This is a genomic window from Arenimonas sp. SCN 70-307 (assembly GCF_001724815.1).
Taxonomy (GTDB): domain Bacteria; phylum Pseudomonadota; class Gammaproteobacteria; order Xanthomonadales; family Xanthomonadaceae; genus Arenimonas.
The window spans coordinates 548,136-568,672 of sequence record NZ_MEDO01000014.1 but is presented as its reverse complement, the minus strand read 5'-3'; the positions used below and the strand labels follow the sequence as shown (position 1 = coordinate 568,672).

The 20,537-nt window shown below is 73.7% G+C and carries 20 protein-coding genes; 4 read left to right on the top strand and 16 right to left on the bottom strand.

Features of this window, described 5'->3' with window-relative positions:
- Window positions 1-62: 62 nt before the first annotated feature.
- The 4 genes from ABS41_RS08980 to ABS41_RS08965 are packed head-to-tail and all read right to left on the bottom strand — an operon-like array spanning window position 63 to window position 3,520.
- The gene (locus tag ABS41_RS08980; protein WP_290593073.1) at window positions 63-824 is read right to left on the bottom strand and encodes an ABC transporter permease; all 762 of its coding nucleotides are present in this window, start codon (window positions 822-824) and stop codon (window positions 63-65) included.
- On the bottom strand, window positions 821-1,762 hold the full coding sequence (locus ABS41_RS08975; RefSeq protein ID WP_290593072.1) for an ABC transporter ATP-binding protein: 942 nt from the start codon (window positions 1,760-1,762) through the stop codon (window positions 821-823). The genes ABS41_RS08980 and ABS41_RS08975 overlap by 4 nt, the downstream gene beginning before the upstream one ends.
- A gap of 10 nt (window positions 1,763-1,772) precedes the next feature.
- On the bottom strand, window positions 1,773-3,272 hold the full coding sequence (locus tag ABS41_RS08970; RefSeq protein ID WP_290593070.1) for a hypothetical protein: 1,500 nt from the start codon (window positions 3,270-3,272) through the stop codon (window positions 1,773-1,775).
- The gene (locus ABS41_RS08965; RefSeq protein WP_290593068.1) at window positions 3,269-3,520 is read right to left on the bottom strand and encodes a DUF3297 family protein; all 252 of its coding nucleotides are present in this window, start codon (window positions 3,518-3,520) and stop codon (window positions 3,269-3,271) included. The genes ABS41_RS08970 and ABS41_RS08965 overlap by 4 nt, the downstream gene beginning before the upstream one ends.
- Before the next feature lie 234 nt (window positions 3,521-3,754).
- Here ABS41_RS08965 and ABS41_RS08960 point away from each other — a divergent pair, with 234 nt between their 5' ends.
- Window positions 3,755-4,135, top strand: a complete 381-nt coding sequence (locus tag ABS41_RS08960; RefSeq protein WP_043803873.1) for an HU family DNA-binding protein — start codon at window positions 3,755-3,757, stop codon at window positions 4,133-4,135.
- 79 nt (window positions 4,136-4,214) lie between these two features.
- On the opposite strand, the gene ABS41_RS08955 is transcribed toward ABS41_RS08960, so the two are convergent.
- The 7 genes from ABS41_RS08955 to ABS41_RS08925 all read right to left on the bottom strand — a co-directional run bounded on the left by ABS41_RS08955 (window position 4,215) and on the right by ABS41_RS08925 (window position 10,571).
- Window positions 4,215-4,739, bottom strand: a complete 525-nt coding sequence (locus tag ABS41_RS08955) for a GNAT family N-acetyltransferase (RefSeq protein ID WP_290593065.1) — start codon at window positions 4,737-4,739, stop codon at window positions 4,215-4,217.
- A 38-nt stretch (window positions 4,740-4,777) separates the two neighbouring features.
- Complete coding sequence (locus ABS41_RS08950; RefSeq protein WP_290593063.1) at window positions 4,778-5,077, bottom strand: hypothetical protein; 300 nt, start codon at window positions 5,075-5,077, stop codon at window positions 4,778-4,780.
- Between the two features lie 319 nt (window positions 5,078-5,396).
- Window positions 5,397-7,160 (bottom strand): GGDEF domain-containing protein, encoded by a 1,764-nt coding sequence (locus tag ABS41_RS08945; RefSeq protein WP_290593061.1) that lies wholly within the window; start codon window positions 7,158-7,160, stop codon window positions 5,397-5,399.
- A 21-nt stretch (window positions 7,161-7,181) separates the two neighbouring features.
- The gene (locus ABS41_RS08940) at window positions 7,182-7,481 is read right to left on the bottom strand and encodes a hypothetical protein (RefSeq protein ID WP_290593059.1); all 300 of its coding nucleotides are present in this window, start codon (window positions 7,479-7,481) and stop codon (window positions 7,182-7,184) included.
- Window positions 7,482-7,509: 28 nt separating this feature from the next.
- On the bottom strand, window positions 7,510-8,316 hold the full coding sequence (locus ABS41_RS08935) for an SAM-dependent methyltransferase (protein ID WP_290593058.1): 807 nt from the start codon (window positions 8,314-8,316) through the stop codon (window positions 7,510-7,512).
- Between the two features lie 123 nt (window positions 8,317-8,439).
- Window positions 8,440-9,252: a hypothetical protein gene (locus ABS41_RS08930; RefSeq protein ID WP_290593057.1), complete on the bottom strand. Its 813-nt coding sequence runs from the start codon at window positions 9,250-9,252 to the stop codon at window positions 8,440-8,442.
- A gap of 119 nt (window positions 9,253-9,371) precedes the next feature.
- Complete coding sequence (locus tag ABS41_RS08925; RefSeq protein ID WP_290593055.1) at window positions 9,372-10,571, bottom strand: S8 family serine peptidase; 1,200 nt, start codon at window positions 10,569-10,571, stop codon at window positions 9,372-9,374.
- Window positions 10,572-10,685: 114 nt separating this feature from the next.
- Between ABS41_RS08925 and ABS41_RS08920 the strand changes: the two genes are divergently transcribed.
- The 3 genes from ABS41_RS08920 to ABS41_RS08910 all read left to right on the top strand — a co-directional run bounded on the left by ABS41_RS08920 (window position 10,686) and on the right by ABS41_RS08910 (window position 13,602).
- Window positions 10,686-11,192 carry an RNA polymerase sigma factor gene (locus ABS41_RS08920; RefSeq protein ID WP_290593053.1) on the top strand — a complete coding sequence of 169 codons (507 nt, stop codon included), beginning with the start codon at window positions 10,686-10,688 and terminating at the stop codon, window positions 11,190-11,192.
- Entirely contained in the window at window positions 11,189-11,917 is a 729-nt protein-coding gene (locus ABS41_RS08915) for a hypothetical protein (RefSeq protein WP_290593051.1), read from the top strand. The genes ABS41_RS08920 and ABS41_RS08915 overlap by 4 nt, the downstream gene beginning before the upstream one ends.
- A gap of 80 nt (window positions 11,918-11,997) precedes the next feature.
- On the top strand, window positions 11,998-13,602 hold the full coding sequence (locus ABS41_RS08910; protein ID WP_290593049.1) for an HD domain-containing phosphohydrolase: 1,605 nt from the start codon (window positions 11,998-12,000) through the stop codon (window positions 13,600-13,602).
- 16 nt (window positions 13,603-13,618) lie between these two features.
- Here ABS41_RS08910 and ABS41_RS08905 read toward each other — a convergent pair whose 3' ends face one another.
- Genes ABS41_RS08905 through ABS41_RS08885 form a run of 5 tightly spaced genes read right to left on the bottom strand, consistent with a single transcriptional unit; the run spans window position 13,619 to window position 20,537 of the window.
- Window positions 13,619-15,415 carry a carboxypeptidase regulatory-like domain-containing protein gene (locus tag ABS41_RS08905; protein WP_290593047.1) on the bottom strand — a complete coding sequence of 599 codons (1,797 nt, stop codon included), beginning with the start codon at window positions 15,413-15,415 and terminating at the stop codon, window positions 13,619-13,621.
- Window positions 15,412-17,523, bottom strand: coding sequence for a hypothetical protein (locus tag ABS41_RS08900; RefSeq protein WP_290593045.1), 2,112 nt, complete (start codon window positions 17,521-17,523; stop codon window positions 15,412-15,414). The genes ABS41_RS08905 and ABS41_RS08900 overlap by 4 nt, the downstream gene beginning before the upstream one ends.
- The gene (locus ABS41_RS08895) at window positions 17,523-18,653 is read right to left on the bottom strand and encodes a BatA domain-containing protein (protein ID WP_290593043.1); all 1,131 of its coding nucleotides are present in this window, start codon (window positions 18,651-18,653) and stop codon (window positions 17,523-17,525) included. The genes ABS41_RS08900 and ABS41_RS08895 overlap by 1 nt, the downstream gene beginning before the upstream one ends.
- Complete coding sequence (locus ABS41_RS08890) at window positions 18,650-19,540, bottom strand: DUF58 domain-containing protein (RefSeq protein ID WP_290593041.1); 891 nt, start codon at window positions 19,538-19,540, stop codon at window positions 18,650-18,652. The genes ABS41_RS08895 and ABS41_RS08890 overlap by 4 nt, the downstream gene beginning before the upstream one ends.
- 7 nt (window positions 19,541-19,547) lie before the next feature.
- The gene (locus tag ABS41_RS08885) at window positions 19,548-20,537 is read right to left on the bottom strand and encodes a MoxR family ATPase (RefSeq protein ID WP_290593039.1); all 990 of its coding nucleotides are present in this window, start codon (window positions 20,535-20,537) and stop codon (window positions 19,548-19,550) included.

The following is a 20,537-nucleotide window of genomic DNA, read 5'->3' as shown; positions in this document are numbered from 1 at the left end:
GGTTTCGTCACGAAACCGTGCGCCAGTTCACTCCCGGCCGGGCGCCCGCCCTCGCGCCGCCCTCACGACTTCAGGCGCCAGCCGCTCAGGAAGATGGCCCGCACCGCCAGCAGGCAAACCAGCAGGAAGCCGATGATGGCGGCGAAGCTCACCACCACGTCCACGTCCGAGGTTCCGAAGAAGCTCCAGCGGAAGCCGCTGATCAGGTACACCACCGGGTTGAACAGCGCGATCTTCTGCCACACCGGCGGCAGCATGTCGATCGAGTAGAAGGCGCCGCCCAGGAAGGTCAGCGGCGTCATCACCATCAGCGGGATGACCTGCAGCTTCTGGAAGTCGGTGGCCCACAGGCCGATGATGAAGCCGAACAGGCTGAAGCTCACCGCGGTGAGCACCAGGAACAGCGCCATCGCCAGCGGGTGGGCGATCTCGTAGTCGACGAAGAAGCGCGCGGTGACGAGGATCAGCAGGCCCAGCACCACCGACTTGCTGGCCGCCGCGCCCACGTAGCCCAGCACCGCCTCGCCCCAACCCACCGGCGCCGACAGCACCTCGTAGATGGTGCCCGACCACTTGGGCATGTAGATGCCGAAGGCGGCGTTGGAGATCGACTCGTTGAGCAGCGAGAGCATGATCAGGCCCGGGATGATGAATGCCCCGTAGCTCACGCCGCCCACTTCGCCCATGCGCGCGCCGATGGCGGCGCCGAACACCACGAAGTAGAGCGAGGTGGTGAGCACCGGCGAGATGATCGATTCGCCCAGCGTGCGCAGGGTGCGCGCCATCTCGAAGCGGTAGATGGCCCCGACGGCATGCCAGTTCATGCGGCACCCCGCTTTTCGCGGCCGACCAGGCTGACGAAGATTTCCTCGAGTGAGCTCTCCTCGGTGTGCAGGTCGCGGAAGTCGATGCCGTGCTCGCCCAGGCGCCGCAGCAGGCCGGCGATGCCGGTGCGCTCGCCCTGGGCGTCGAAGGTGTACACCAGCGACAGCCCGTCGTCTGACAGAGAAAGCGGCAGGCCCGCCAGCTCGGCCGGGATCGCCGCCAGCGGTGCCTGCAGCTGCAGCGTCAGCACCTTGCGGCCCAGCTTGCGCATCAGCGCGTCCTTCTCGTCCACCACCACCAGCTCGCCGTGGTTGATGACGCCGATGCGGTCGGCCATCTCCTCGGCTTCCTCGATGTAGTGGGTGGTGAGGATGATGGTGGTGCCGTTCTCGCGCAGCTCGCGCACCAGCGCCCACATGTCGCGGCGCAGCTCCACGTCCACGCCGGCGGTGGGTTCGTCCAGGAACAGGATGGACGGTTCGTGCGCCAGCGCCTTGGCGATCAGCACGCGGCGCTTCATGCCGCCCGATAGCGCCATGATCTTGCTGTCCTTCTTGTCCCACAGGCTCAGCGAGCGCAGAACCTTCTCCAGGTGGGCGTCGTCGCGCGGCTTGCCGAACAGGCCGCGGCTGAGCCGCACCGTCGCCCAGACCGTCTCGAAGGCGCCGGTGCTCAGCTCCTGCGGCACCAGGCCGATCTTCGAGCGCGCCTGGCGGAACTCGCGCACGATGTCGTGGCCGTCGGCCAGCACCGTGCCGCGGCTGGCGTTGACGATGCCGCAGACGATGGAGATCAGCGTGGTCTTGCCGGCGCCGTTGGGGCCGAGCAGGGCGAAGATCTCGCCGCGGCGGATGTCGAGGTCCACCGACTTGAGCGCGACGTGGCCGCTGGCGTAGGTCTTGCCCAGGCCGCGGATGGACAGGATGGCGTCGGTCATCGGCGGCGGATCACCAGGGTTCGTACAGCGGCAGGTCGAGGGCGCGGCCGTGGCGGTTGATGGCCGCCTGCACGTCCTCGCGGGCGATCATCGCGCGGTGGCGCGCGTCGCGGTCCGGGTCGAGCGAGGCCGATTCAAGGAAGCGTTGCACCGAATACAGTGCGCCGAGGCGCTCTTCGGGCTTCTCGAGGCTCGCGATGAGGGCCGCGGCCGCGGCGTCGTCCTGGCCGCGGTCGAGCAGGGCCTGGGTGTACACGCCCTCGCCGTCGCCGCGGTTGCGTTCGAGGTACGCCAGCGCCGAATCCGCGGCCGGCCCGTCGCCCAGGGCCAGCGCCGCCCGGTGCTGAACGCTCACCAGCACCATGCGTCCGAACGGACTCATGTTGCCCACCGACGCGACCAGCTCGAGCGCTTCGCGCGGCTGCCCGGCGCTGACCAGGTGGTGGGCTAGGTTGAGCACCTGGCTGACATTGGCCGCGCCTTGCTCCTTCGTGCCGGCGGCGCGGCGGTACATGGCGATCGCCTCGTCCTTGCGGCCCAGGCGCACCAGCGCCTCGCCGGCGCGGTCGTAGAGCCAGGACAGCTGTTCCTGCTGGTCGATGTAGATGTCGCCCTTGAACGGGCTGTCGGCGATGGCCGTGGCGACCTGTTCGGCCAGGGCCACCACGTCCTCGTGCTCGCCCAGCATAAGCAGCGCCGAGGCGTACTCGGCCTGGATGCCCACGACGTTCGCGTCGAGCAGGGCGCGGGCGCGCAGGTCGTCGGCCCGCTGCCGGGCCAGGCGCGGCAGCGCCGCCGGCGTCAGGGCGGGGTCGCGCACGGCGTCGAAGCGGCGGTCGGCCAGCAGCTGGATGACGATGCGCGGCTCGGTGAGGGTGGCCACGATCTCGCGGGCGGCCTCCTGCTCGCCGCGCGCGAGGTGCTGCAGCGCCAGCTCCAGCCACAGGCCGTCGGCCGGGCCCGTCCAGGCCCACTCGAAGCCGCCTTCGCGCAGGGCCTTGAGCAGGGCGAAGCGCGCCGGCGAATCGAAGTCGGTGCCCCAGATGGCCTCGGTGACGTTGTGCTCATGGTGGCGGCGGACCTGCCCGGGCCAGCGCTGGTAGGCCTCGCGCCAGCTGTCGGCGGACTCGTCCGGCAGGCCGATGTCGCGGGCGAGCACGGCGCGCAGGATCCAGTCGCCGAGCTCGGTGTCCCCGAAGGCGGTGGCCAGGCGCGCGTGCTTCAGGCCGCGCGGCAGGTCGTCGCCCCGGACGGCATGGCGGCCGAGATGGGTGTGCAAGCGCCGCTGGATCGTTGGCGGGAGCCCGGCTGCCGCGGGGTGTTCGAGCGCCTCGGCCAGGCGGTCGGCCGCGGTGCGGAAATCCCCGGCGTCGGCGGCCTCGTCGGAGGCACGCACCAGCTCCAGGACCGCATCCGGCACCGGGGTCGGCACCGGCTGCGGCGCCTGGGCCGCCGCGCCCCCGGCCAGCGCCAGCAGGCCCGCCAGCGCGAGCGCGTGCAGGCCGTTCAACCGGCGTCCGCCGCGTCCAGGAACCACACTTCCACCGTGCCCTTGGCCTTCATGGTCATGGCGTTGCCGTGGCGGTCGAGCGACTTGCCCACCGGCAGCCGCACCCAGCCCTCGGAAATGCAGTATTCCTCGACGTTGTTGCGCTCGATGCCGTTGAAGCGCACGCCGATGCCGCGGGCCAGGATCGCCTCGTCGTAGTGCGGGCTGCGGGGATTGACGCTGAGGCGGTCGGGCGGGGTGTTGCTCATGGGCGGGATTCCGTGGATTGGCTGCCCCGGATGATAGCCAACCGGGGTGGCAGGGCATACGCAAACGACGGCCCCGACCGGACGCCGGCGGCGACCATTCGTCCGCGCAGGTGAAAAAACCCGGTTTTAAAGCGATTTTGCACTTGGCGGCAGCCGTTCCATGCCCTACATTCAGCGTGCCGGAGGGGAATCCCAAGGCACCCCAAAACCCAATTCAGAACCACGGGAACAAAAATGGCTACCAAGAAAGCTGCGAAGAAGAAGGCTGCCCCGAAGGCCGCTGCCAAGCCGGCCGCGCCGAAGCCGATCAAGGAAGCCCTGACCAAGTCGGGCCTGGTGTCGCACATCGCCGAGTCCACCGGCGTCGCCTCGAAGGACGTGCGCGCCGTGATGGCCGCGCTGGAAGGCGCCGTGCACGGTTCGGTCTCCAAGAAGGGCGCGGGCAGCTTCACCCTGCCGGGCCTGCTGAAGATCACCGTCGTCAACGTGCCGGCCAAGCCCAAGCGCAAGGGCATCAACCCGTTCACCAAGGAAGAGCAGTGGTTCGCCGCCAAGCCGGCCACCGTCAAGGTGAAGGTGCGTCCGCTCAAGAAGCTCAAGGACGCCGCGGCCTGAGGCCCGGGATTCGCCGCGCAAGCCGCGCGCGAATCGGCAAAACGCGGGGTGGGTGCTTCGGCACCCGCCCCGTTTCTTTTCAGGCGCCCGGCGCCGGCGCCTCGATGGCGTAGACGAGCAAGGTTTCGGTGCCCACTTCGCGCGGACCCTGCGAACGCAGGCCCAGCGACTCGAGCAGGCGGCGCGAGGCGGCATTGGTTTCGGTGACGATGGCCAGCACCCGCGGCAGGCGCAGCACCTCGAAGGCATGGCCAAGCACCAGCCGCCCGGCCTCGGCCGCCAGGCCGCGGCCGCGCCAGGCCGGCAGGAAGGCGTAGCCGATGTCGGGGTCGGGCAGGGTGTCGCGGCGGATCAGGCCGCACACGCCGGCGAACTCGCCGCCGGGCAGGGCCTCCACGGCCCACAGGCTGTAGCCGTGCGCGCGGTAGCCGGTGAACGGGCCGGCCTCGAGATAGGCCAGCGCCTGGGCCTCGGTGCGCACGCCGCGGTCGCCGATGTGGGCTATGAAATCGGGATCGTTGAGCAGGGCGAGCATCGCGACTGCGTCGCCGGCGTGCAGTTCACGCAGGCGCAGCCGGTTCGATGCGGGAAGCGGATGGGGCATGGGCGGCTCCGTTGCGGGCCGCCCGATTATGGCGTGGCTCAGGGCCGGGCGAGCGTGACCCGCTGCATGCCGTCGAGCAGGTCGACCTGGCGCTGCTGCGGCGGCGAGCGCAGGTCGCGCGGCGCGACGTTGGCCACCAGCGCCTGGGCGTCCATGCGCACCGTCTCGCGCACCACGATGCGGAACGAAACCGTCGCCGAGGCCGACACCTTCGCCTGCGGCTGCGCGCTGGCGAACTCGCCCTGGGCCAGGGCCGGCTGCGCGAACGCGAGGGCCAGCGCACAAAGCGCCGCGAGGCGGAAGGACTTGCCGGGGCCGTGCTTGCGATCGATGTTCATGGTCCTGCTCCGCTGGCGTTCCGGCCGCATCGGGGGAGTGCGTGGCCGTTGGAGAGCAGTCTAGGAAGCGGTGTAAGTGATTGATGCGCCACGGATCACACTTGCCCACTGTGGGAACCCACGCACACTTCCAGACGAAACCGGCGATGCAGCACGGTTTGGATTTGTGGGCAGTCACAGTTCCCAGGCAAAACGTGACGCCGGCACGAAACGCGCGCTGAATGCCTCCGGTGGAAAATCCAACGCGCGCCCATGCGCGCCGCGGCCAGGTCCCGCCGCGGCCATCGTGTAAAAAAGTGAAGTGGCCGAAGCGGCCGGGTTAGTTCGTTGCCGCGGCGTCCAGCGCGAGATCGCCCGCGCCGTGCGTGCGTACGCGGTCGCGGCCGGCGTGCTTGGCCTGGTAGAGCGCGTCGTCGGCGCGGCTGAGCAGGGTCAGGAAGTCATGGCCGCAGGCGCGGGTGCCGGCCACGCCGAAACTCGCCGTGACGGTGAAGGCCTGGCCGGTGCCCGAGGTGTCGATGGCGGCGATGCGCTTGCGGCAGGCCTGCGCCAGCGCCACCGACGAAGCCAGGTCGCAGCCCACCAGCAGGAAGGCGAATTCCTCGCCGCCGAGGCGGCCGAGGATGTCGTGGCGCCGGCAGACTTCGCTGCAGGCGCGCGCCACTTCACGCAGCACCCAGTCGCCGGTGGCGTGGCCGAAGCGGTCGTTGATGGACTTGAACTCGTCGAGGTCGAACATCACCAGGCCCACCTCCTCCTGGTTGCGCTGGCTGAGCGTGAGCGCTTCCTCGGCGCGGCGGCTGAAACTGAGGCGGTTGGGGATGCCGGTCAGCGCGTCGGTTTCGGCCAGGCGCCGGAACAGCTGCTGCGAGCGCCGCGTGCGCCAGGTCCAGACGCCCAGCGCGCCCAGCATCACCGCCAGCAGCGCCAGCAGCAGCTGGTTGTTGCGCGCCGACAGCGACGAGGCCTGCTCGCGCAGCTGCAGCAGCTGGTTCTCGCGGTTGAGCAGTTCGATCGCCTGCTCCTTCTCGCGGGTCTCCGCCATCACCTGCTGGTAGGCCAGGGCGCGCGCCGAGACTTCGTCGAGGTAGGCCTTGTCGGCGGCGGCGAAGTTGATGTGGTGGGCCAGCGCCGCGGCGTTGTCGCCGCGCTGCAGGGCCACTTCGTAGAGCACGCGGTGCGCGGCCACCAGCGCGGCGGAGTTGCCCATGCCGGAGGCCTGGGCGATGGAGCGGCGGGCGAAGTTGTCCGCCTGCGCGTAGTCGCCTCCCGAGAAGGCGATTTCGGCCAGGGTGGAATAGACGAAGCCGATCAGCGACGGATAACGCGTCGCCTCGATCTCCGGCAGGTGGCGCAGCAGCAGCGCCGCCGCCTCGTTGCGGTCGCCGTGCCAGGACATCACGCGCGCCTGGTAGGCGCGTGCGTAATTGGTCATCACCGGCTCGCCGGCGGCGATGCAGCGGTCGATCTGCCCGGCCATGAAGTCCGGGCGGTCGGCCAGCTTGCGCTGGCCGAACAGGGATTCAAGCAGCAGCGCGCCGGCAAAGCAGGCGGTGCGCGGGTTCGGCTGGTCGGCGAGCATGAGCTCGGCGAAACGCTGGCCGTCCTCGTGGCGGCCGACGAAGTTGCTGATGGTGCCGGCCGCGGCCCAGCCGTGGTGGCGAAGCTCGGGGTCCTCGATCTGGTCGATCAGGGCGAGCATCTCGTTCATGTAGCGCACGCCCTGGGCGAAGTCGCGCGTGACGGCCAGGGAATTGACCATCAGCGCGGCCGCGCGGAAGCGCACGCTGGCGTCCTCGGAGCGGTCGAAGAGCTCGCGCGCCGCCTCGATGCCCAGGTCGAAGCGGCCCGAATAGGAGAGCTGGTAGGCCTTGAGGTAGGCCAGCTCGTCGCGCTGGCGCTGGGACGCCGAGCCGACGCTGGCGTTGAGTTCGCCCAGCAGCGCGTTGAACTGCTGCGGGTCGGCGCTGCGCACGGCCTCGGCCTGGCGCAGCATGGCCTCGAAGGCCGGGGACGCAGTGGCGCGCGGCGATGCCCCGAAGAGCATCGCCGCGGCCAGGGCGGCGGCGAACCAATGGCGCATGGTCGTCCCCGCCGGTGCCCGTCAGTGCAGGCCGTCGCGGCGCACGGACTGCTGCGGCTGCTCGTCGTCGAGCGGGCCGTCGCTGTCGTCCTGGTCGTCGTCCTTCTTCTGGTCGTCGTCGGCCGGGAACAGCATGCAGATCATCTTCGGGCGGCCGCCGAGCAGGTCGCCCAGGGCGCCGGCATCGCGGGCCAGCAGGGCGGCGCGCGCGGCGTCGTCCAGGGCCAGTTCGCCGACGGCGGCCTCGAAGGCTTCGCCCTCGAGCGCGGCCAGCTTCGGGTCGGCGCCCAGGCGCGCCAGGAACTCAATCACGTTCGACATCTTCAATTCCCCTTTCGTGGTGGATGGATCAGTGGCCGCCGGCCAGCCCCTCGGCCTCGTCGAGCTCCGCCAGGAGGGCAAGCAGCGCCTCGTTGCGCTCGAGCTTGCGGCCCGGCGGCAGCACGAGGGTGGATTGTGCCGTCAAACGGGCCGCCGCGAGCGAACCCAACGCCAGCCGCTCGATGCGCGGCCGGTGGAGGGGCAAGGTGGCGGCCTCGTAAAGCAGGCACTCGTGGTCCAACGGGTAGTCCCGGGCCAGCAGGTCAACCAGCAGCTGGCGATGCGCGGGGCCCGTGGCGGCGCGACGGAAACCGCGGTCGCCGGCCACGCCGGGCTGCCACACCACCAGCCAGGCGCTGGTGTCGATGCGGCGGTGGTAGAACATCAGCTGGCTGGCCTCGAAGTGCTGGCAGCCGGTTTCGCCCGGGTCGATGCCCAGGTCGGCGTACAGGCAGTCCTCGGCCGAGATGCCGGGCTCCATCACCGCTTCGTAGCCTTCGCGGCGGGCCTGGGCGATGGCGCGGTGCGGGGCCTGGGCGAACACGCCGGGGTGGCCGTAGAAGGCGCCGCAGACGCGCTTTCCGGCGCGTACTTCGGCCAGCAGGGCTTCGACCATTTCGCGGTAGGTGTCGGTGCGCGGCTTGTCCTCGCCGTAGAGCGGCTGCAGGCTGCGCACGTCCGGGTGCATCTGCTGCACCCACAGCTCGACCAGCGGATCGGAGGCGGCCACGAACACCACGTCGGCCTGGCCGATGTGGGCCTGCGCGCGCGGCGTGAGGTGGGCGCCGAGGGTCATCCCCAGGCCGACGCAGGCCAGGCTTCCCGGCTTTTCCATCCCCAGACTTTCCCCGATTGCCGAGCCCGGAGCGTATCGAAAGCGATGGGGAATGTCGCCCGCGAAAAAAATGCCCGGGCCGAAGCCCGGGCGAAACGACGCAAGCGCGGGGGAGCGTGCGCGTCAGTCGCCGCGCGAGACGCGGGCGTTGGCATTGGCGTTGGCCTGCGCGCGGGCGTTGGCATTGGCCGAGGCCTGGCCGTCCTGGCGCGAGGCCGAGGCCTGCGCGTCGGCATTGGCGTCGGCGTTCGCACCGGCGTCGGCCTGCACGCCGCCCAGCAGCGGACGCGGGGCCGGCGCGGGCTCGGCGGGCTGGTCGCCGCCTTCATCGCCCTCGCCGCTGTCGGCGCCACCGCCGCCCAGGGTCGGCAGCGCCGGCAGGCCGGGCGCGGTGGGCAGGGCCGGGGCGGTCGGCGCGGACGGAGCCGACGGCGCGGCCGGCAGTTCCGGGACGCCAGGCGCCTGCGGCACGCCCGGCGCGGCGGGCGCCGACGGCAGCGACGGCAGGGCGAGGCCCTCGGCCGGGTTGCCGGCCTGGCCACCGCCGCTGGCGCTGCCCTCGGCCTGGGCGGTGACGGTCGCGGCGGCGCTGGCGGCGACATCGCCGCCCGTCGAGGCCAGCGAACCGGCCTGGCCGGTCACGCCACCGAGCGTGCTGGTGGCGCCGGCCGCGGCGGCTTCGCGCTGGGCACGCAGGCGCTCGCGCTCGGCGCGCACCGCGGCGCGGCGCTCGAGCAACGAGCCCTGCACCATCTCGCGGCTGCCGCCCAGCGTGTCGCGCACGCCCAGGCCCGGGCCACCCGCGGGGCCGTTGAGGGTGCCGTTGACGGCGCCGTTGACCGAGCCGGAAACGCCGCCGACCAGGGACTGGGCCGAGGCGTTGGTGGAAAGGATCAGGGCCGCGAAAACGGCCGAAGCGAGCAGCTTGCGATTCATGGTCGACTCCTTCGAGGCACCGCGGACGATCCGCGGCTTCGAAGGGGTCTACGAACGGGTGGGCCGGATCCATCCCGGGCATCCGCGGCGCCGGGGAAACATTCAGCCAGCGCTTAGCTTCAGCGCGTGGGGCCGACCACGCCCTCGCCGGTGGCCGGGTCGCGGCCGGCAGGCGCGGCGTCGGCGGCCTCGGCCGCGAGCGTGCGCATGGCCGTGGCCAAGGCATCGGGCCCCGGCGCATCCACCGCGAGCGCGGCGCGCCGGGCCACCCGCGGCGCGGCGAACGAGGTGCCGCGCCAGCGCCGCGGCTTGCCGGCCGCGTCGGCCGCCTCGAACAGGCCCAGCGCCGCGAAATCGACATGCGCACCGCGCCCGGACTCGGGCAGTGCGCGTCCGCGCGCATCCACGGCGGCCACGCCGATCACGCCCGGGTAGGCCGCCGGGTAAAGCGGCGCCGCCGCCGGGCCGTCGTTGCCGACGGCCGCCACCAGCACGTGCCCGCGCGCCTGCATCGATTCCACGAGCCGCCCCAGCAGCGCGTTCTCCGGCCCGACCAGGCTCAGGTTCACCACCGTGGCGCGCTCGCTGGCCAGCCAGGCCATCGCCTCGGCCAGCCTGAGCACCGAGCCGCCGGTCGATTGCCCGCAATAGATGTCGGCTGCGCGCAGCTGCACGCGCGGTTCCTCGAGCAGCAGCCGCGCCACGGCGCTGCCGTGCGGATCGGCCGGCGCCTCCGGGCAACCGTGCCGCTGCAGTCGCCGCGCGTCCGCGGCGGCGACGCCGGCATCCACGCCGCCATCGACCAGGCCCACGATGCGCGCAGCTTCCCCGCCGGTGGCGGGCAAGGTTTCGTCGGGCGCTGCATCGATCGCGCCGGCGCCGAGGTACACGTGGTTGTAGTCGAAGTGGCCCGTGGGATCGGCTTCGCGAAGCCCGCGCAGCAGTCGCCGCAGCGAACGCCGCGGCGGCGCCTCGAACACCACGACGCGCAGGCCCAGCGGCGCCAGTTCGCGCTGTTCGCGCACGCGCAGGCCCAGCGACCCGGCGGCCGCCAGGGCCTCGGGTCCCGGCTCGATCGCCAGCAGTTCGCCGCGCACGACCAGTTCGCCGCGCGGGTCGCGCGCCAGCGCGCGCGGATGCGCGCGCAGCAGCGAGCGAACGCGCGCCACGCGCTCGTCGGCCAGTCGCGTGGCGTCGCCCAGCACCGGCTGCACCACGTCGTCCACCGGTCGCGGCAGGCCGGGCAGCGGCAGGCCCAGCGCCGCCGCCGGCGGGCTGGCGAGGACGGCAATCAGCAGCAAGGCGAATCGGTGGGTCATGTTTGCCATGGGGAGTTCTACGTTCCGGCGGCGCGGATTCGTCCCGCGACGCGGTGCTAGCATCGCCGGGCGGCCGCCCCGGGATGGATCCGGCCCGCCCGAGCGTATACCGACATGAATGGAACGTCTGCCCCGCCCGAACTGCGAGAAGGCCTGGCCGCGCTGCTGCCGCGCTTGCGGCGCTTTGCGCGCACGCTGGCGCCGCGCCCGGACGACGCCGACGACCTGGTGCAGAAGGCGCTCGAGCGCGCGCTGGCCCGCGCCGACCAGTGGGACCGGACGCGCGCCCTCGAGGGCTGGGTGTTCGGCATCCTGCGCAATGCCTTCCTCGACGACTACCGCGCGGCGCGCCGCAGCGACGAGCTGTTCGCGCCCGAGGAACTGGGCGAGCGCGTCGGCGAATCGAGCGCCGAGGCGCGCGACGTCCAGCTGGCCGTGCGCTCGGCCATGGCCCGCCTGCCCGAGGAGCAGCGCAGCGCCGTGGCCCTGGTGCTGGTCGAAGGCCTGTCCTACCGCGAGGCCGCCGAGGCGCTCGGCGTGCCCGAGGGCACGCTCACCAGCCGGCTCTCGCGCGGACGCGCGGCACTGCAGGCCCTGCTGGCCGAAGGAGGTTACCCGTGAGCATCGATGACCGAACCCTGATGGCCTACGCCGACGGCCAGCTCGACGCCGCGGAGGCCGCGCGGGTCGAAGCCGCCGTTGCCGCCGATCCGGCGCTCGCGGCGGCCCTGGCCGGGCACCGCGCGCTGGCCGGCGCGCTCCGGGACGCGTACGCGCCGGTGCTCGACGAGCCGGTGCCCGCCGCCCTGCAGGCGCTGCTGCGCGAACCCGAGGCGGCGGCGAACGTGGCCTCGCTGGCCGACGCGCGCGCGCGCCGCGCCGCGCCGCCGCGCTTCGGCCTGCCGGCGTGGATCGGCGTGGCCGCCGCGCTGGCCCTGGGCCTCGGCCTGGGCGTGCTGCTGGGCCGCGAGGATCCGGCCCTGGGCCTGGGCCCGGGCGGGCAGATGGTGGCGCGCGGCGAGTTCGCCCGTGCGCTCGAGCAGGGCCTCGCCTCGCAGCCCGTGGGCGACGTGGCCATCGGCCTGAGCTTCCGCGACGACCAGGGTCGCTGGTGCCGCAGCTTCGTGCGCGGTGGCGAGGCGCCGTTGGCCGGGCTGGCCTGCCGCAGTGCCAGCGGCGACTGGCAGCTGCCCGCGCTCGGCGAGGCCAGCGTGTCCGGCGGCGACCTGCGCCAGGCCGCGGCCGACCTGCCGCCGTCGGTGCTGGCCGAGGTGGACGCGCGCCTGCAGGGCGAGCCGCTCGACGCCGAAGCCGAACGCGCCGCGCGCGACGACGGCTGGCGCTGAGACGAGCGGCCCGGCCCCGGGGTTTGCGTCGCGGCCGGCAAGGCCTCACCTTAGGCGGCAGGCCTGCACGGTGCGCCGCCATGTCCAGCGAATCCGAAATCCTCGCCCGCCTCGAGACCCTCAACGCCATCGGCGTGGCGTTGTCGAGCGAACGCGACCTGGCCACCCTGCTCGAGCGCATCCTCGAGGCGGCGCGCGACTTCGCCGACGCCGACGGCGGCACGCTCTACCTGGTCGAGGGCGACGCGCTGCGCTTCGAGGTGCTGCGCAACGATTCGCTGGGCTTTTTCATGGGCGGCCGCCACGGCCAGCCCATCACCTTCCCGGCCATCCCGATGCACCGCGAGGACGGCAGCGCCAACGATTCGATGGTGGTGGTGCACGCAGCCCTGACCGGCCGCACGGTGAACATCGCCGACGCCTACGACGCCGAGGGTTTCGACTTCAGCGGCACGCGCGCCTTCGACGCGCGCACCGGCTACCGCTCGCAGTCCTTCCTGACGGTGCCGATGAAGGACCACGACGGCCACGTCATCGGCGTGCTTCAGCTGATCAACGCCAAGGGCCGCGGCGGGGCCATCCGCCCCTTCGACGCGGCCATCGAGCAGCTGGTGGAATCGCTGGCCTCGCAGGCGGCGATCGCGCTCAACAACCGCCGGCTGGTGGACCAGCTCGAGACGCTGTTCGAAGCGCTGATCAACCTGATCAACACCGCCATCGACGAAAAATCGCCCTACACCGGCGGCCACTGCGAGCGCGTGCCGGCGCTGACGACCCTGCTGGCCGACGCGGTGGCCCGGACCACGGTGGGGCCGCTGGCCGAGTTCACGATGGACGAGGCCGACCGCTACGAGCTCAAGATCGCCGGCCTGCTGCACGACTGCGGCAAGATCACCACGCCGGTGCACGTGGTGGACAAGGCCACCAAGCTGCAGACGCTCTACGACCGCATCGGCCTGGTGGACACGCGTTTCGAGGTGCTGCTGCGCGATGCCGAGATCGCGCACCTGCGCGGCGAGCTCGACGCCGCGGCGTACCAAGCGCGCGTCGCGCAGCTCCGGGCCGACCGCGAAACCGTGCGCACGGCCAACACCGGCGGCGAATTCCTGGGCGACGACCGCATCGCCGAACTCAAGCGCATCGCCGCGTACCGCTGGCGCGGCCCGGACGGCACCGAGCGCGATTTCCTCGATGCCGACGAGCTCGGGAACCTGTGCATCCGCCGCGGCACGCTCAACGAGGCCGAGCGCGGCATCATCAACCACCACATCGTGATGACCATCCGCATGCTCGAGGCGCTGCCCTGGCCCAAGCACCTGCGCAACGTGCCCGAGTACGCCGGCGGCCACCACGAGCGCATGGACGGCAAGGGCTACCCGCGCGGCCTGACGCGCGAGCAGATGAGCGTGCAGGCGCGGGTGATGGGCATCGCCGACATCTTCGAGGCGCTGACCGCCGCCGACCGGCCCTACAAGCCGGGCAAGACGCTCAGCGAATCGCTCACCATCCTCGGCCGCATGAAGCTCGACCACCACGTCGACCCGGACCTGTTCGACGTGTTCCTGCGCGAGCGCGTCTACCTCGAGTACGCGCGGCGCTTCCTGCCGCCCGAGCAGATCGACGAGGTCGACTGGTCGAAGATCCCCGGCGTCTCGCCCGAACTCGCCGCCGAACTGTCGCGCTAAAGAAACGGGGTCAGGTTCACTTATTCCCGGGCCCCTGGGGCCCGGAAATAAGTGAACCTGACCCCGTTTCTTGAATGCGGCGCTCGAGGGCCCAGGCCAGCGCCGCGGCGGCCAGCCACGCCAGCCACCAGGGCCAGCGCGGGCCGCGTTCGGGCGGCGGCGTGTCGCCTTCGCGTGGCGTCGGTGCAAACGCCGCGAGTTCCTGCGTCGCCTCGCGGCGTTCCTGCGCGCGCACGCCGGGCATCGCCTCGGCGGCCAGCACCGGCCAGGCCTGGTCGGTGCCCGCGCTGCGCACGCGATGCCAGCCCGGTTGCGTCGGCCAGGCGGCGGCGCAGCGGGCGGCGCCGGTGGCCGGGTCGATGCGCAGCCGCGTTTCGGTGCCGTCGGGCGACAGCAGCCGCGCGTCGTGGGCCAGGCCGCACAGCGCCGCGCGCTCGCCGGCGAAGGCGCGCGGCGGCAGCGACAGCGTCGTCGTTTCCCGCGGCCGCGCCAGCGTGGCGATGGCGTCGGCCCACAGCCGGGCATGCGCCTGCGGATAACCCGCCTGCGCCCAGCGGAAGCTGTCCGACAGCAGCCACACGCCGCGGCGTCCGGCGCCCTGCGCCTGCCAGGCGGCCAGCGGCTCGCCGGCGGCGTCGGCCAGCAGCACGCCGCCGCCGGGGGCCGTGAGGCGATCGGGCCAGCGCGAGAGCACGGGCACCAGCGGGTCCTGCACGCTGGCTTCGGGCGACAGCGCCGGCGGCAGCGCCACCGCGCGCGGGCCTTCGCCGGGTTCGAGCACGAAGCCCTGCGCCCGCAGGGCCTCGCGCTCGGCCGCCGACAGCGGACCGGTGAGGCGCAGCAGCAGGCCCATTCCCTCGGCCACCGCCGCGTCCACCGCGGCGCGCCCGCCCGGCCCCAGCGCGCGCCAGGCGCGTTCGTCGAGCAGCAGCAGGTCGGTCTCGGCCAGCGTCGCGGCGTTGACTGGGCGCGCGCCGTCGCCGATCGAAACGCCCCCGCCCAGCGCCATCTGCGTGTGCAGGTCCAGACCGGCGTCCAGTGCCCAGCGGCGCAGCGCGCGCAGCTCGGGATTGGGCGCGCCCGACATCAGCCACAGCCGGTGCGGCGCGCCGGGCAGGGCCTCGAAGGGCAGCGCCTGTCTTTGCCGCGGCTCCTCGTCGGCGCCGAGCAGGCGCAGCTCGAAGGCCATCGTGCCCGGGTCGCCGGCGCTGGCGGCCAGCGAGAAGCGGCCCTGCGCGTCGGGCGCGGTGGTCGCGAGCGAACGGCCGGCGGCGTCGCGCAGCTCAAGCCGCAGGCCTTCGCCTTCAGCCAGGCGACCGCGCACCTCGAAACGCGCGCCGGCCGGCAGCCGCGCGGGCCAGTCAAGCGCCACCAGCCCGGTCGGCGGCGCGCCCGGTTCGAAGTCCATCGGCAGCGTGCGCGCGGCCACTTCATCGCGCGCAGGCAGGCCCTCGCCGAGCACGCGCAGCTGGCGGGCGCCCGGATGACGGCGTAGCGCCGTCGCCAGGTCGGGCACGCGCGTGGCGCCTTCCGTGTCGCCGGCTTCCGGCAGCGCCAGCAGGCGCTCGCCGGGCGCCAGGGTTTGCGGCGCGATCGCGCCGGCCGTCAGCAGCACCAGCGATTCCGGCGCCGCCGGTCGCAGCGGCGGCAGCAGCGCGAGGCCGAGCAGCAAGGCCAGCAGCGGCTGCAGCGCCAGCACCCCCAGCGTGCGCCAGCGCGGCCAGGCTTCGGCGCGGGCGCGCACGAAGGCGCGCCACATCGCCAGTGCGGCGAGTGCCGCGAGCAGCCAGGGCAGGGCAAGCGCCAGCGTCATGGCGAAGCATCCTGTTCGTCGAGCGCGCGCAGCCAGGCCTCGCCCTCGGCATCGGCGGCCTCGCGCGCCTCGGGCCGCGGGCGCGCGGGCGGCAGCAGCGGCCATAGCCGCGCGCGCAGCTGCTCGCGGCAGGCTGCGCAGGCCGGATCGCTGCGCACGGCCTCGAGCGCCTGCGCCAGCTCGAGGTCGGTGGCCTGCTCGCGGCCGCGCAGCCACTGTTCGAAGGGCGCGAGGTCGATCTCGGCGCCGGGCTCGCCCAGGGCCTGCCACAGCGTCCGCACCGTGGCGGACGGATCCTCGGCCGGCACCAGGCCGTCGCGGCGGCTGGCGATGCCCTCGCGCTTGCCGGTCAGCCGGCGCGTTTCGTCCACCGGTGGCAATTCCAGCCCCGTGCGTGCGAGGTAGATGCGGGTGGCCTGCTGCGCGAGTTTCACGAACTCGAGCGCGCGGTAGGCGTGCGGCAGCGCGCGCTCGGGCTGGCCCTGGCGCAGCTCGCCCTCGGACTGCCACATCGCGTCCAGCGCCTGCTTGAGCAGGGCGCGGGTCTGCGGATCGAGCAGGGTGGCGGCCTCGGCGTCGTCGTGGGTGTGGCCGAAGTCCTCGAGCACGTTCACGCCGCTGCCCATCGGCGCGGTGGCCTGCGCCGGCGGCTCCCCGCCGTGGTCGTGGCCATCGCCCTCGTGGTGCCCGTCGTCGTGGTCGCCGGTGGGCGGCGCGGCCGGGCCGGGCTCGTCCTCCTCGCCCAGGAACTGGCCGTAGCGCAGGCGCAGGATGCGCTGGTCCACGCCGATGGCGTCCGAGCGCGTGGTGAAGTCGTCCGGCGCCAGCGCCGGCCGCTGCGGCACCAGCGCCTCGATGTCGAGGATGATCTGCCGCTGGCTGCGGAAGTAGGCCGGCAGCGCCCGCTGCACCAGGCCCTCCATGCCGGTCGTTTCGGTGGCCAGCGGCGCCGGCCAGCGCAGGATGAAGCTGGCGCTGCGCGACCACTGCGGCGCCGGCGCGCGGTTGTCGGCCACCTCGAGGCGCACGATCAGGTCGTCGCCTTCGGCCAGGCCGATGGCGGCCAGGTCGAGCGCGTGCACGTAGCTGCGCGCCTTGTCGTCGCCCTCGCCGCGCAGCGGCAGCGTGCGCTCGCTCACCGTCACCTGCTCGCCCGTGCCCTGGGCCAGCGTGAGCACCAGGCGCGCGGCGCCCAGGCCGTGGTCGTCGCGGGCCTCGAAGCGCAGCGGCCAGCTGCGCTGGCCTTCGCTGCGCAGGCTGAGGTTGCGGTCGGGCTCGATCGCGCGGATTTCCGGCGGCAGGTCGGGTGTCGCTTCCAGGCGATGCAGCGGCTGCGGCTCGCCGGGCCGGGCGGCCTGCACCTGCACGCGATACAGGCGCGACTGCGCGAGCGTGAGCTCGCCCGTCCAGACCTCGCCCTCGCGCGTGAGCGGCAGCGTCGTGCCGTCGTGCAGGGCCAGCGCCACGGCCTCGGGTTCGCCCTCGAAGCGCAGCGACCAGCGCAGGCGCGAGCCTTCGGGCGCGCGCAGCGACAGCTCGGGCGAGCGGCTTGCCGGCAGGCCGGTGTAGGCCGGCGGCGTGGTTTCGACGCTGGCGGAAAGCAGGCGCACGGCGGTGGCTTCGCCGGCCGCGGCGATGCCGGCGCGCGGCGCCGGCGCGGTGGTGGGCAGCTGCGTGGGCCAGGCCAGGGCCGCGGCGACCACGGCGGCGGCGCCCAGCAGCGAGGCCGTCAGCGCGCGCAGCGGCAGCGGGCGGCGCAGGTCGGCGGGCCGTTCGCGCAGGCGCGCTTCGACGCGCTCGCGCTGCAGGCGCTGCAGCGGGCCCAGGCGCGTGGCATCGGCCAGCAGCAGGTCGCTGCTGTCCTCGAGGTCGCGGCGTTCGTCGAGGCGGCGCACGGCCCAGGCCGCGTCCAGCGGGCGCAGGCGCAGCACCAGGACGAGGCCCGTGGCCAGCAGGGCGGTGGCCAATGCGACCACGGCGATGGCCGTGCCTTGGTGGCGCAACACGAGCACTGCCACCGCCACCAGCCACGGCGCGGCCAGCAGCAGAACGCGCAGCGCCTCGCGCCGGCGCGCGGCCCGCAGCGGAACGCGCAGCGCGGCGGGCATCACGCGGGCACCCGGCGCGACGGCCACAGCGACAGCAGGCGTTCGAGCGCGAACAGCGCCAGCACCAGCCACGCCAGCGGCGCATCGAGTGGCTGCGGCGGCGGCCGCGGCGCGGCGGCACCGACGCCGGGCTCGACCGCACGGGCGTCGGCGCGCGCAGGCAGTGGCGAGGGTTGCAGCGCGGCGCGCAGCCGCCCGGGGAACGTGGGCTCGAGCATCGCCGGCAGTGCCTCGGGCGACAGCGGCTGGCGCCACTGCAGCACGCGCCCGGCGCCGTGGCCGGCGCCCTGCAGCCAGCCTTCACCGTCGAGCGCCACCGGCGTGCGTTCCAGCGGCCAGGGCGTGGTGGCGTCGAGCAGCAGGGTGCCGCCCTGCGCGGCCCAGTCGAGCGTGCCTTCGTCGGGCGGGTTCGCGTCGGTCCAGGCCATCACGACGGTGGCGGGCGGCAGCGCCTCGCCGTCGGCATCAAACTCGATGGGCGCGTCCGCACCCGCCTGCCAGGCCGCGTGCAGGGCGCGCAGCCAGCGCCGCGACGGTGCATCGGCGGCGCCGCGCACGGCCAGGGCCAGCGGCGCGCGCGGCGGGGGCGCGTCGGAACCGGGCGACACGTCTTCGACCTGCCAGTCCACGGGGCGCGACAACTGCAGTGGCGCCGCGTCGAGGCCGTCGAGCGTGGCGGGCAGGCGCACCTGCAGCGTGGTTGAGGCCGGGAGCGTGGCGTCGAAATCGCGCAGCAGGCTGGCCATCGCGTCCGTCGTCGATGGCGCCGCTGCCACCGTGTCGGGGAAGCCGGCCGCCAGCCACTGCCAGCGCTCGCCTTCCGCTGCCAGGCCCGCCGGCGCCGGCAGCGCCGGGTGCACCAGCACGACGCGCGCGGGTCCCGGCGCCTCGTCGCGCTGCAGCCCGGCCAGCAGCAGCGCCAGCGCGACCAGCAGCGCCACCCGCAGCGCCAGCAGCAGCCAGTCGCGCAGGCGCAGGCGGCGGCGCGGGCGCTGGCGCGGATCGAGCCATTCAAGGGCGGCGAACACGGTCTTGTGCTGGCGCTCGCGCCGCACCAGGTGCAGCAGCACCGGCAGCGCGATCGCGGCCAGCGCCCAGAGCAGGCCGGGCAGGGCGAAGGACAGGCTCACGCGCGCTCCGCCGGCGTGGCCGCGAACAGCGCGCGCAGCGGCGCGTCCAGCGGCTGGTCGGGCACGTATTCGACGCGCCGGACGCCGGCCGCGGCCAGGCGGGCGTGCAGGCCTTGGCGGGCCTCGGCGAAACGGCGCAGGAATTCGGCGCGCGCCGCGGCGCCGTCGCTGGTGCGCTCGGCGCCGGTTTCCGGCTCGATGAAGCGATGGCCGCCGCGGAAGGGGAAGTCGCGCTCCTCGTCGGTGAGCAGCTGGATGTTGAGCACCTCGCGGCGCGCCGCCGAGAGCTTCTCCATCAGCGCCACCGCGGCCTCGTCGAAATCATCCGACAGCGCCAGTACCAGGTGGCCGGCGCCGACGCGCTCCCACAGCGGGCGCAGGCGCGCCTCGTCGGGCCAGCGGCCGCCGGGGCCCACGGCCGACAGCGCCAGCAGGCAGCGGTCTCGCTGGCGCGGGCCGGCGCCGGCGGGCACCAGCTGCAGGCCCTCGCCGCCGACGATGGCCAGGCCGAAACGGTCGCCCTGGCGCAGGGCCAGTTCGATGGTGCAGGCGGCCAGCGCGCGCGCCGCGTCCAGGCGCGTGCCGTGGCCGGCGCCGGCCTGGCCCATCGACGCCGTCGCATCGACCAGCACCCAGGCGGTAAGCGGGCTGTCGCGTTCGGCCTCGCGCACGAAGAAGCGGTCGGAGCGGGCGTAGAGCTTCCAGTCCACCTGGCGCAGTTCGTCGCCGGGTTCGTAGGCGCGGTACTGCGCGAATTCCAGCCCGGCGCCGCGGCTGCGGCTGCGGTGCTGGCCGAAGCCGTCGCCGCCGGCCGCCCGCCGCCCGCCCAGGCGCAGGCCGCGCAGGCGCGCGCGCACGTCGGCGGGAATCAGCGAGGGGCCGGCCATCGGCGTTTCAGTCGGACGAGAGCGGCACGGCCTGCAGCAGTGCCGCCACCACGTCGTCGGCGCTGCGCTGCTCGGCCTCGGCGGTGAACGACAGCAGCAGGCGGTGGCGCAGCACCGGTGCGGCCAGCGCCAGCACGTCCTCGCGGGTGGCGGCGAAGCGGCCGTGCAGCAGGGCGCGCGCCTTGGCCGCCAGCACCAGCGACTGGCCGGCGCGCGGGCCGGCGCCCCACTTCACCCAGGCATTGATGGCCTCGGGCGCGCCCGGGCCCGGGCGCGTGGCGCGCACGAGCCGGGTGATCGATTCGAGCAGGCCCTGGCCCAGGTGCACTTCGCGCACCCGCGCCTGCAGCGCCAGCACGTCCTCGCCGGCCATCACCCGCGGCACGTCGGCGCGGGCGCTGCCGGTGGTCTGGGCGATGATGTCGCGCTCCTCGGCTTCGCTGGGGTAGTCCACGCGCACGTGCAGCAGGAAGCGGTCGAGCTGGGCCTCGGGCAGCGGGTAGGTGCCGGCCTGCTCGAGCGGGTTCTGGGTGGCGAGCACGAAGAAGGGCTCGGGCAGCGCGTGGGTGACGCCGGCGTAGCTGACGGTGTGCTCCTGCATCGCTTCGAGCAGCGCGGCCTGGGTCTTGGGCGGCGTGCGGTTGAGTTCGTCGGCCAACAGCAGGTTCGTGAACACCGGGCCGGGCTGGAACTTGAAGTGGCGATGGCCGGTGCCGTGGTCTTCCTCGAGGATCTCGGTGCCCAGGATGTCGCTGGGCATCAGGTCGGGCGTGAACTGGATGCGCCGGAAGCGCAGGTCCAGGGCCTGGCCGAGGGTGCGCACCAGCAGGGTCTTGCCCAGGCCAGGCACGCCCTCGAGCAGGCAGTGGCCGCCGGCCAGCAGGGCCACGAGCAACTGCTCGACGACCTGCGACTGGCCGACCACGGCCTGGCCGATGGCCTCGCGCAGCGGCTGGATGCGGGCGAGCTGGGATTGCAGGGTGGCGTCGGTGGTCAC

What these genes read in the sequence shown, in the direction of transcription:
- ABS41_RS08980 (WP_290593073.1), bottom strand. Translation starts at nt 824, where the DNA reads ATGAACTGGCATGCCGTCGGGGCCATCTACCGCTTCGAGATGGCGCGC.
- ABS41_RS08975 (WP_290593072.1), bottom strand. Translation starts at nt 1,762, where the DNA reads ATGACCGACGCCATCCTGTCCATCCGCGGCCTGGGCAAGACCTACGCC.
- ABS41_RS08965 (WP_290593068.1), bottom strand. Translation starts at nt 3,520, where the DNA reads ATGAGCAACACCCCGCCCGACCGCCTCAGCGTCAATCCCCGCAGCCCG.
- ABS41_RS08960 (WP_043803873.1), top strand. Translation starts at nt 3,755, where the DNA reads ATGGCTACCAAGAAAGCTGCGAAGAAGAAGGCTGCCCCGAAGGCCGCT.
- ABS41_RS08955 (WP_290593065.1), bottom strand. Translation starts at nt 4,739, where the DNA reads ATGCCCCATCCGCTTCCCGCATCGAACCGGCTGCGCCTGCGTGAACTG.
- ABS41_RS08950 (WP_290593063.1), bottom strand. Translation starts at nt 5,077, where the DNA reads ATGAACATCGATCGCAAGCACGGCCCCGGCAAGTCCTTCCGCCTCGCG.
- ABS41_RS08945 (WP_290593061.1), bottom strand. Translation starts at nt 7,160, where the DNA reads ATGCGCCATTGGTTCGCCGCCGCCCTGGCCGCGGCGATGCTCTTCGGG.
- ABS41_RS08940 (WP_290593059.1), bottom strand. Translation starts at nt 7,481, where the DNA reads ATGTCGAACGTGATTGAGTTCCTGGCGCGCCTGGGCGCCGACCCGAAG.
- ABS41_RS08935 (WP_290593058.1), bottom strand. Translation starts at nt 8,316, where the DNA reads ATGGAAAAGCCGGGAAGCCTGGCCTGCGTCGGCCTGGGGATGACCCTC.
- ABS41_RS08930 (WP_290593057.1), bottom strand. Translation starts at nt 9,252, where the DNA reads ATGAATCGCAAGCTGCTCGCTTCGGCCGTTTTCGCGGCCCTGATCCTT.
- ABS41_RS08925 (WP_290593055.1), bottom strand. Translation starts at nt 10,571, where the DNA reads ATGACCCACCGATTCGCCTTGCTGCTGATTGCCGTCCTCGCCAGCCCG.
- ABS41_RS08920 (WP_290593053.1), top strand. Translation starts at nt 10,686, where the DNA reads ATGAATGGAACGTCTGCCCCGCCCGAACTGCGAGAAGGCCTGGCCGCG.
- ABS41_RS08910 (WP_290593049.1), top strand. Translation starts at nt 11,998, where the DNA reads ATGTCCAGCGAATCCGAAATCCTCGCCCGCCTCGAGACCCTCAACGCC.
- ABS41_RS08905 (WP_290593047.1), bottom strand. Translation starts at nt 15,415, where the DNA reads ATGACGCTGGCGCTTGCCCTGCCCTGGCTGCTCGCGGCACTCGCCGCA.
- ABS41_RS08900 (WP_290593045.1), bottom strand. Translation starts at nt 17,523, where the DNA reads ATGCCCGCCGCGCTGCGCGTTCCGCTGCGGGCCGCGCGCCGGCGCGAG.
- ABS41_RS08890 (WP_290593041.1), bottom strand. Translation starts at nt 19,540, where the DNA reads ATGGCCGGCCCCTCGCTGATTCCCGCCGACGTGCGCGCGCGCCTGCGC.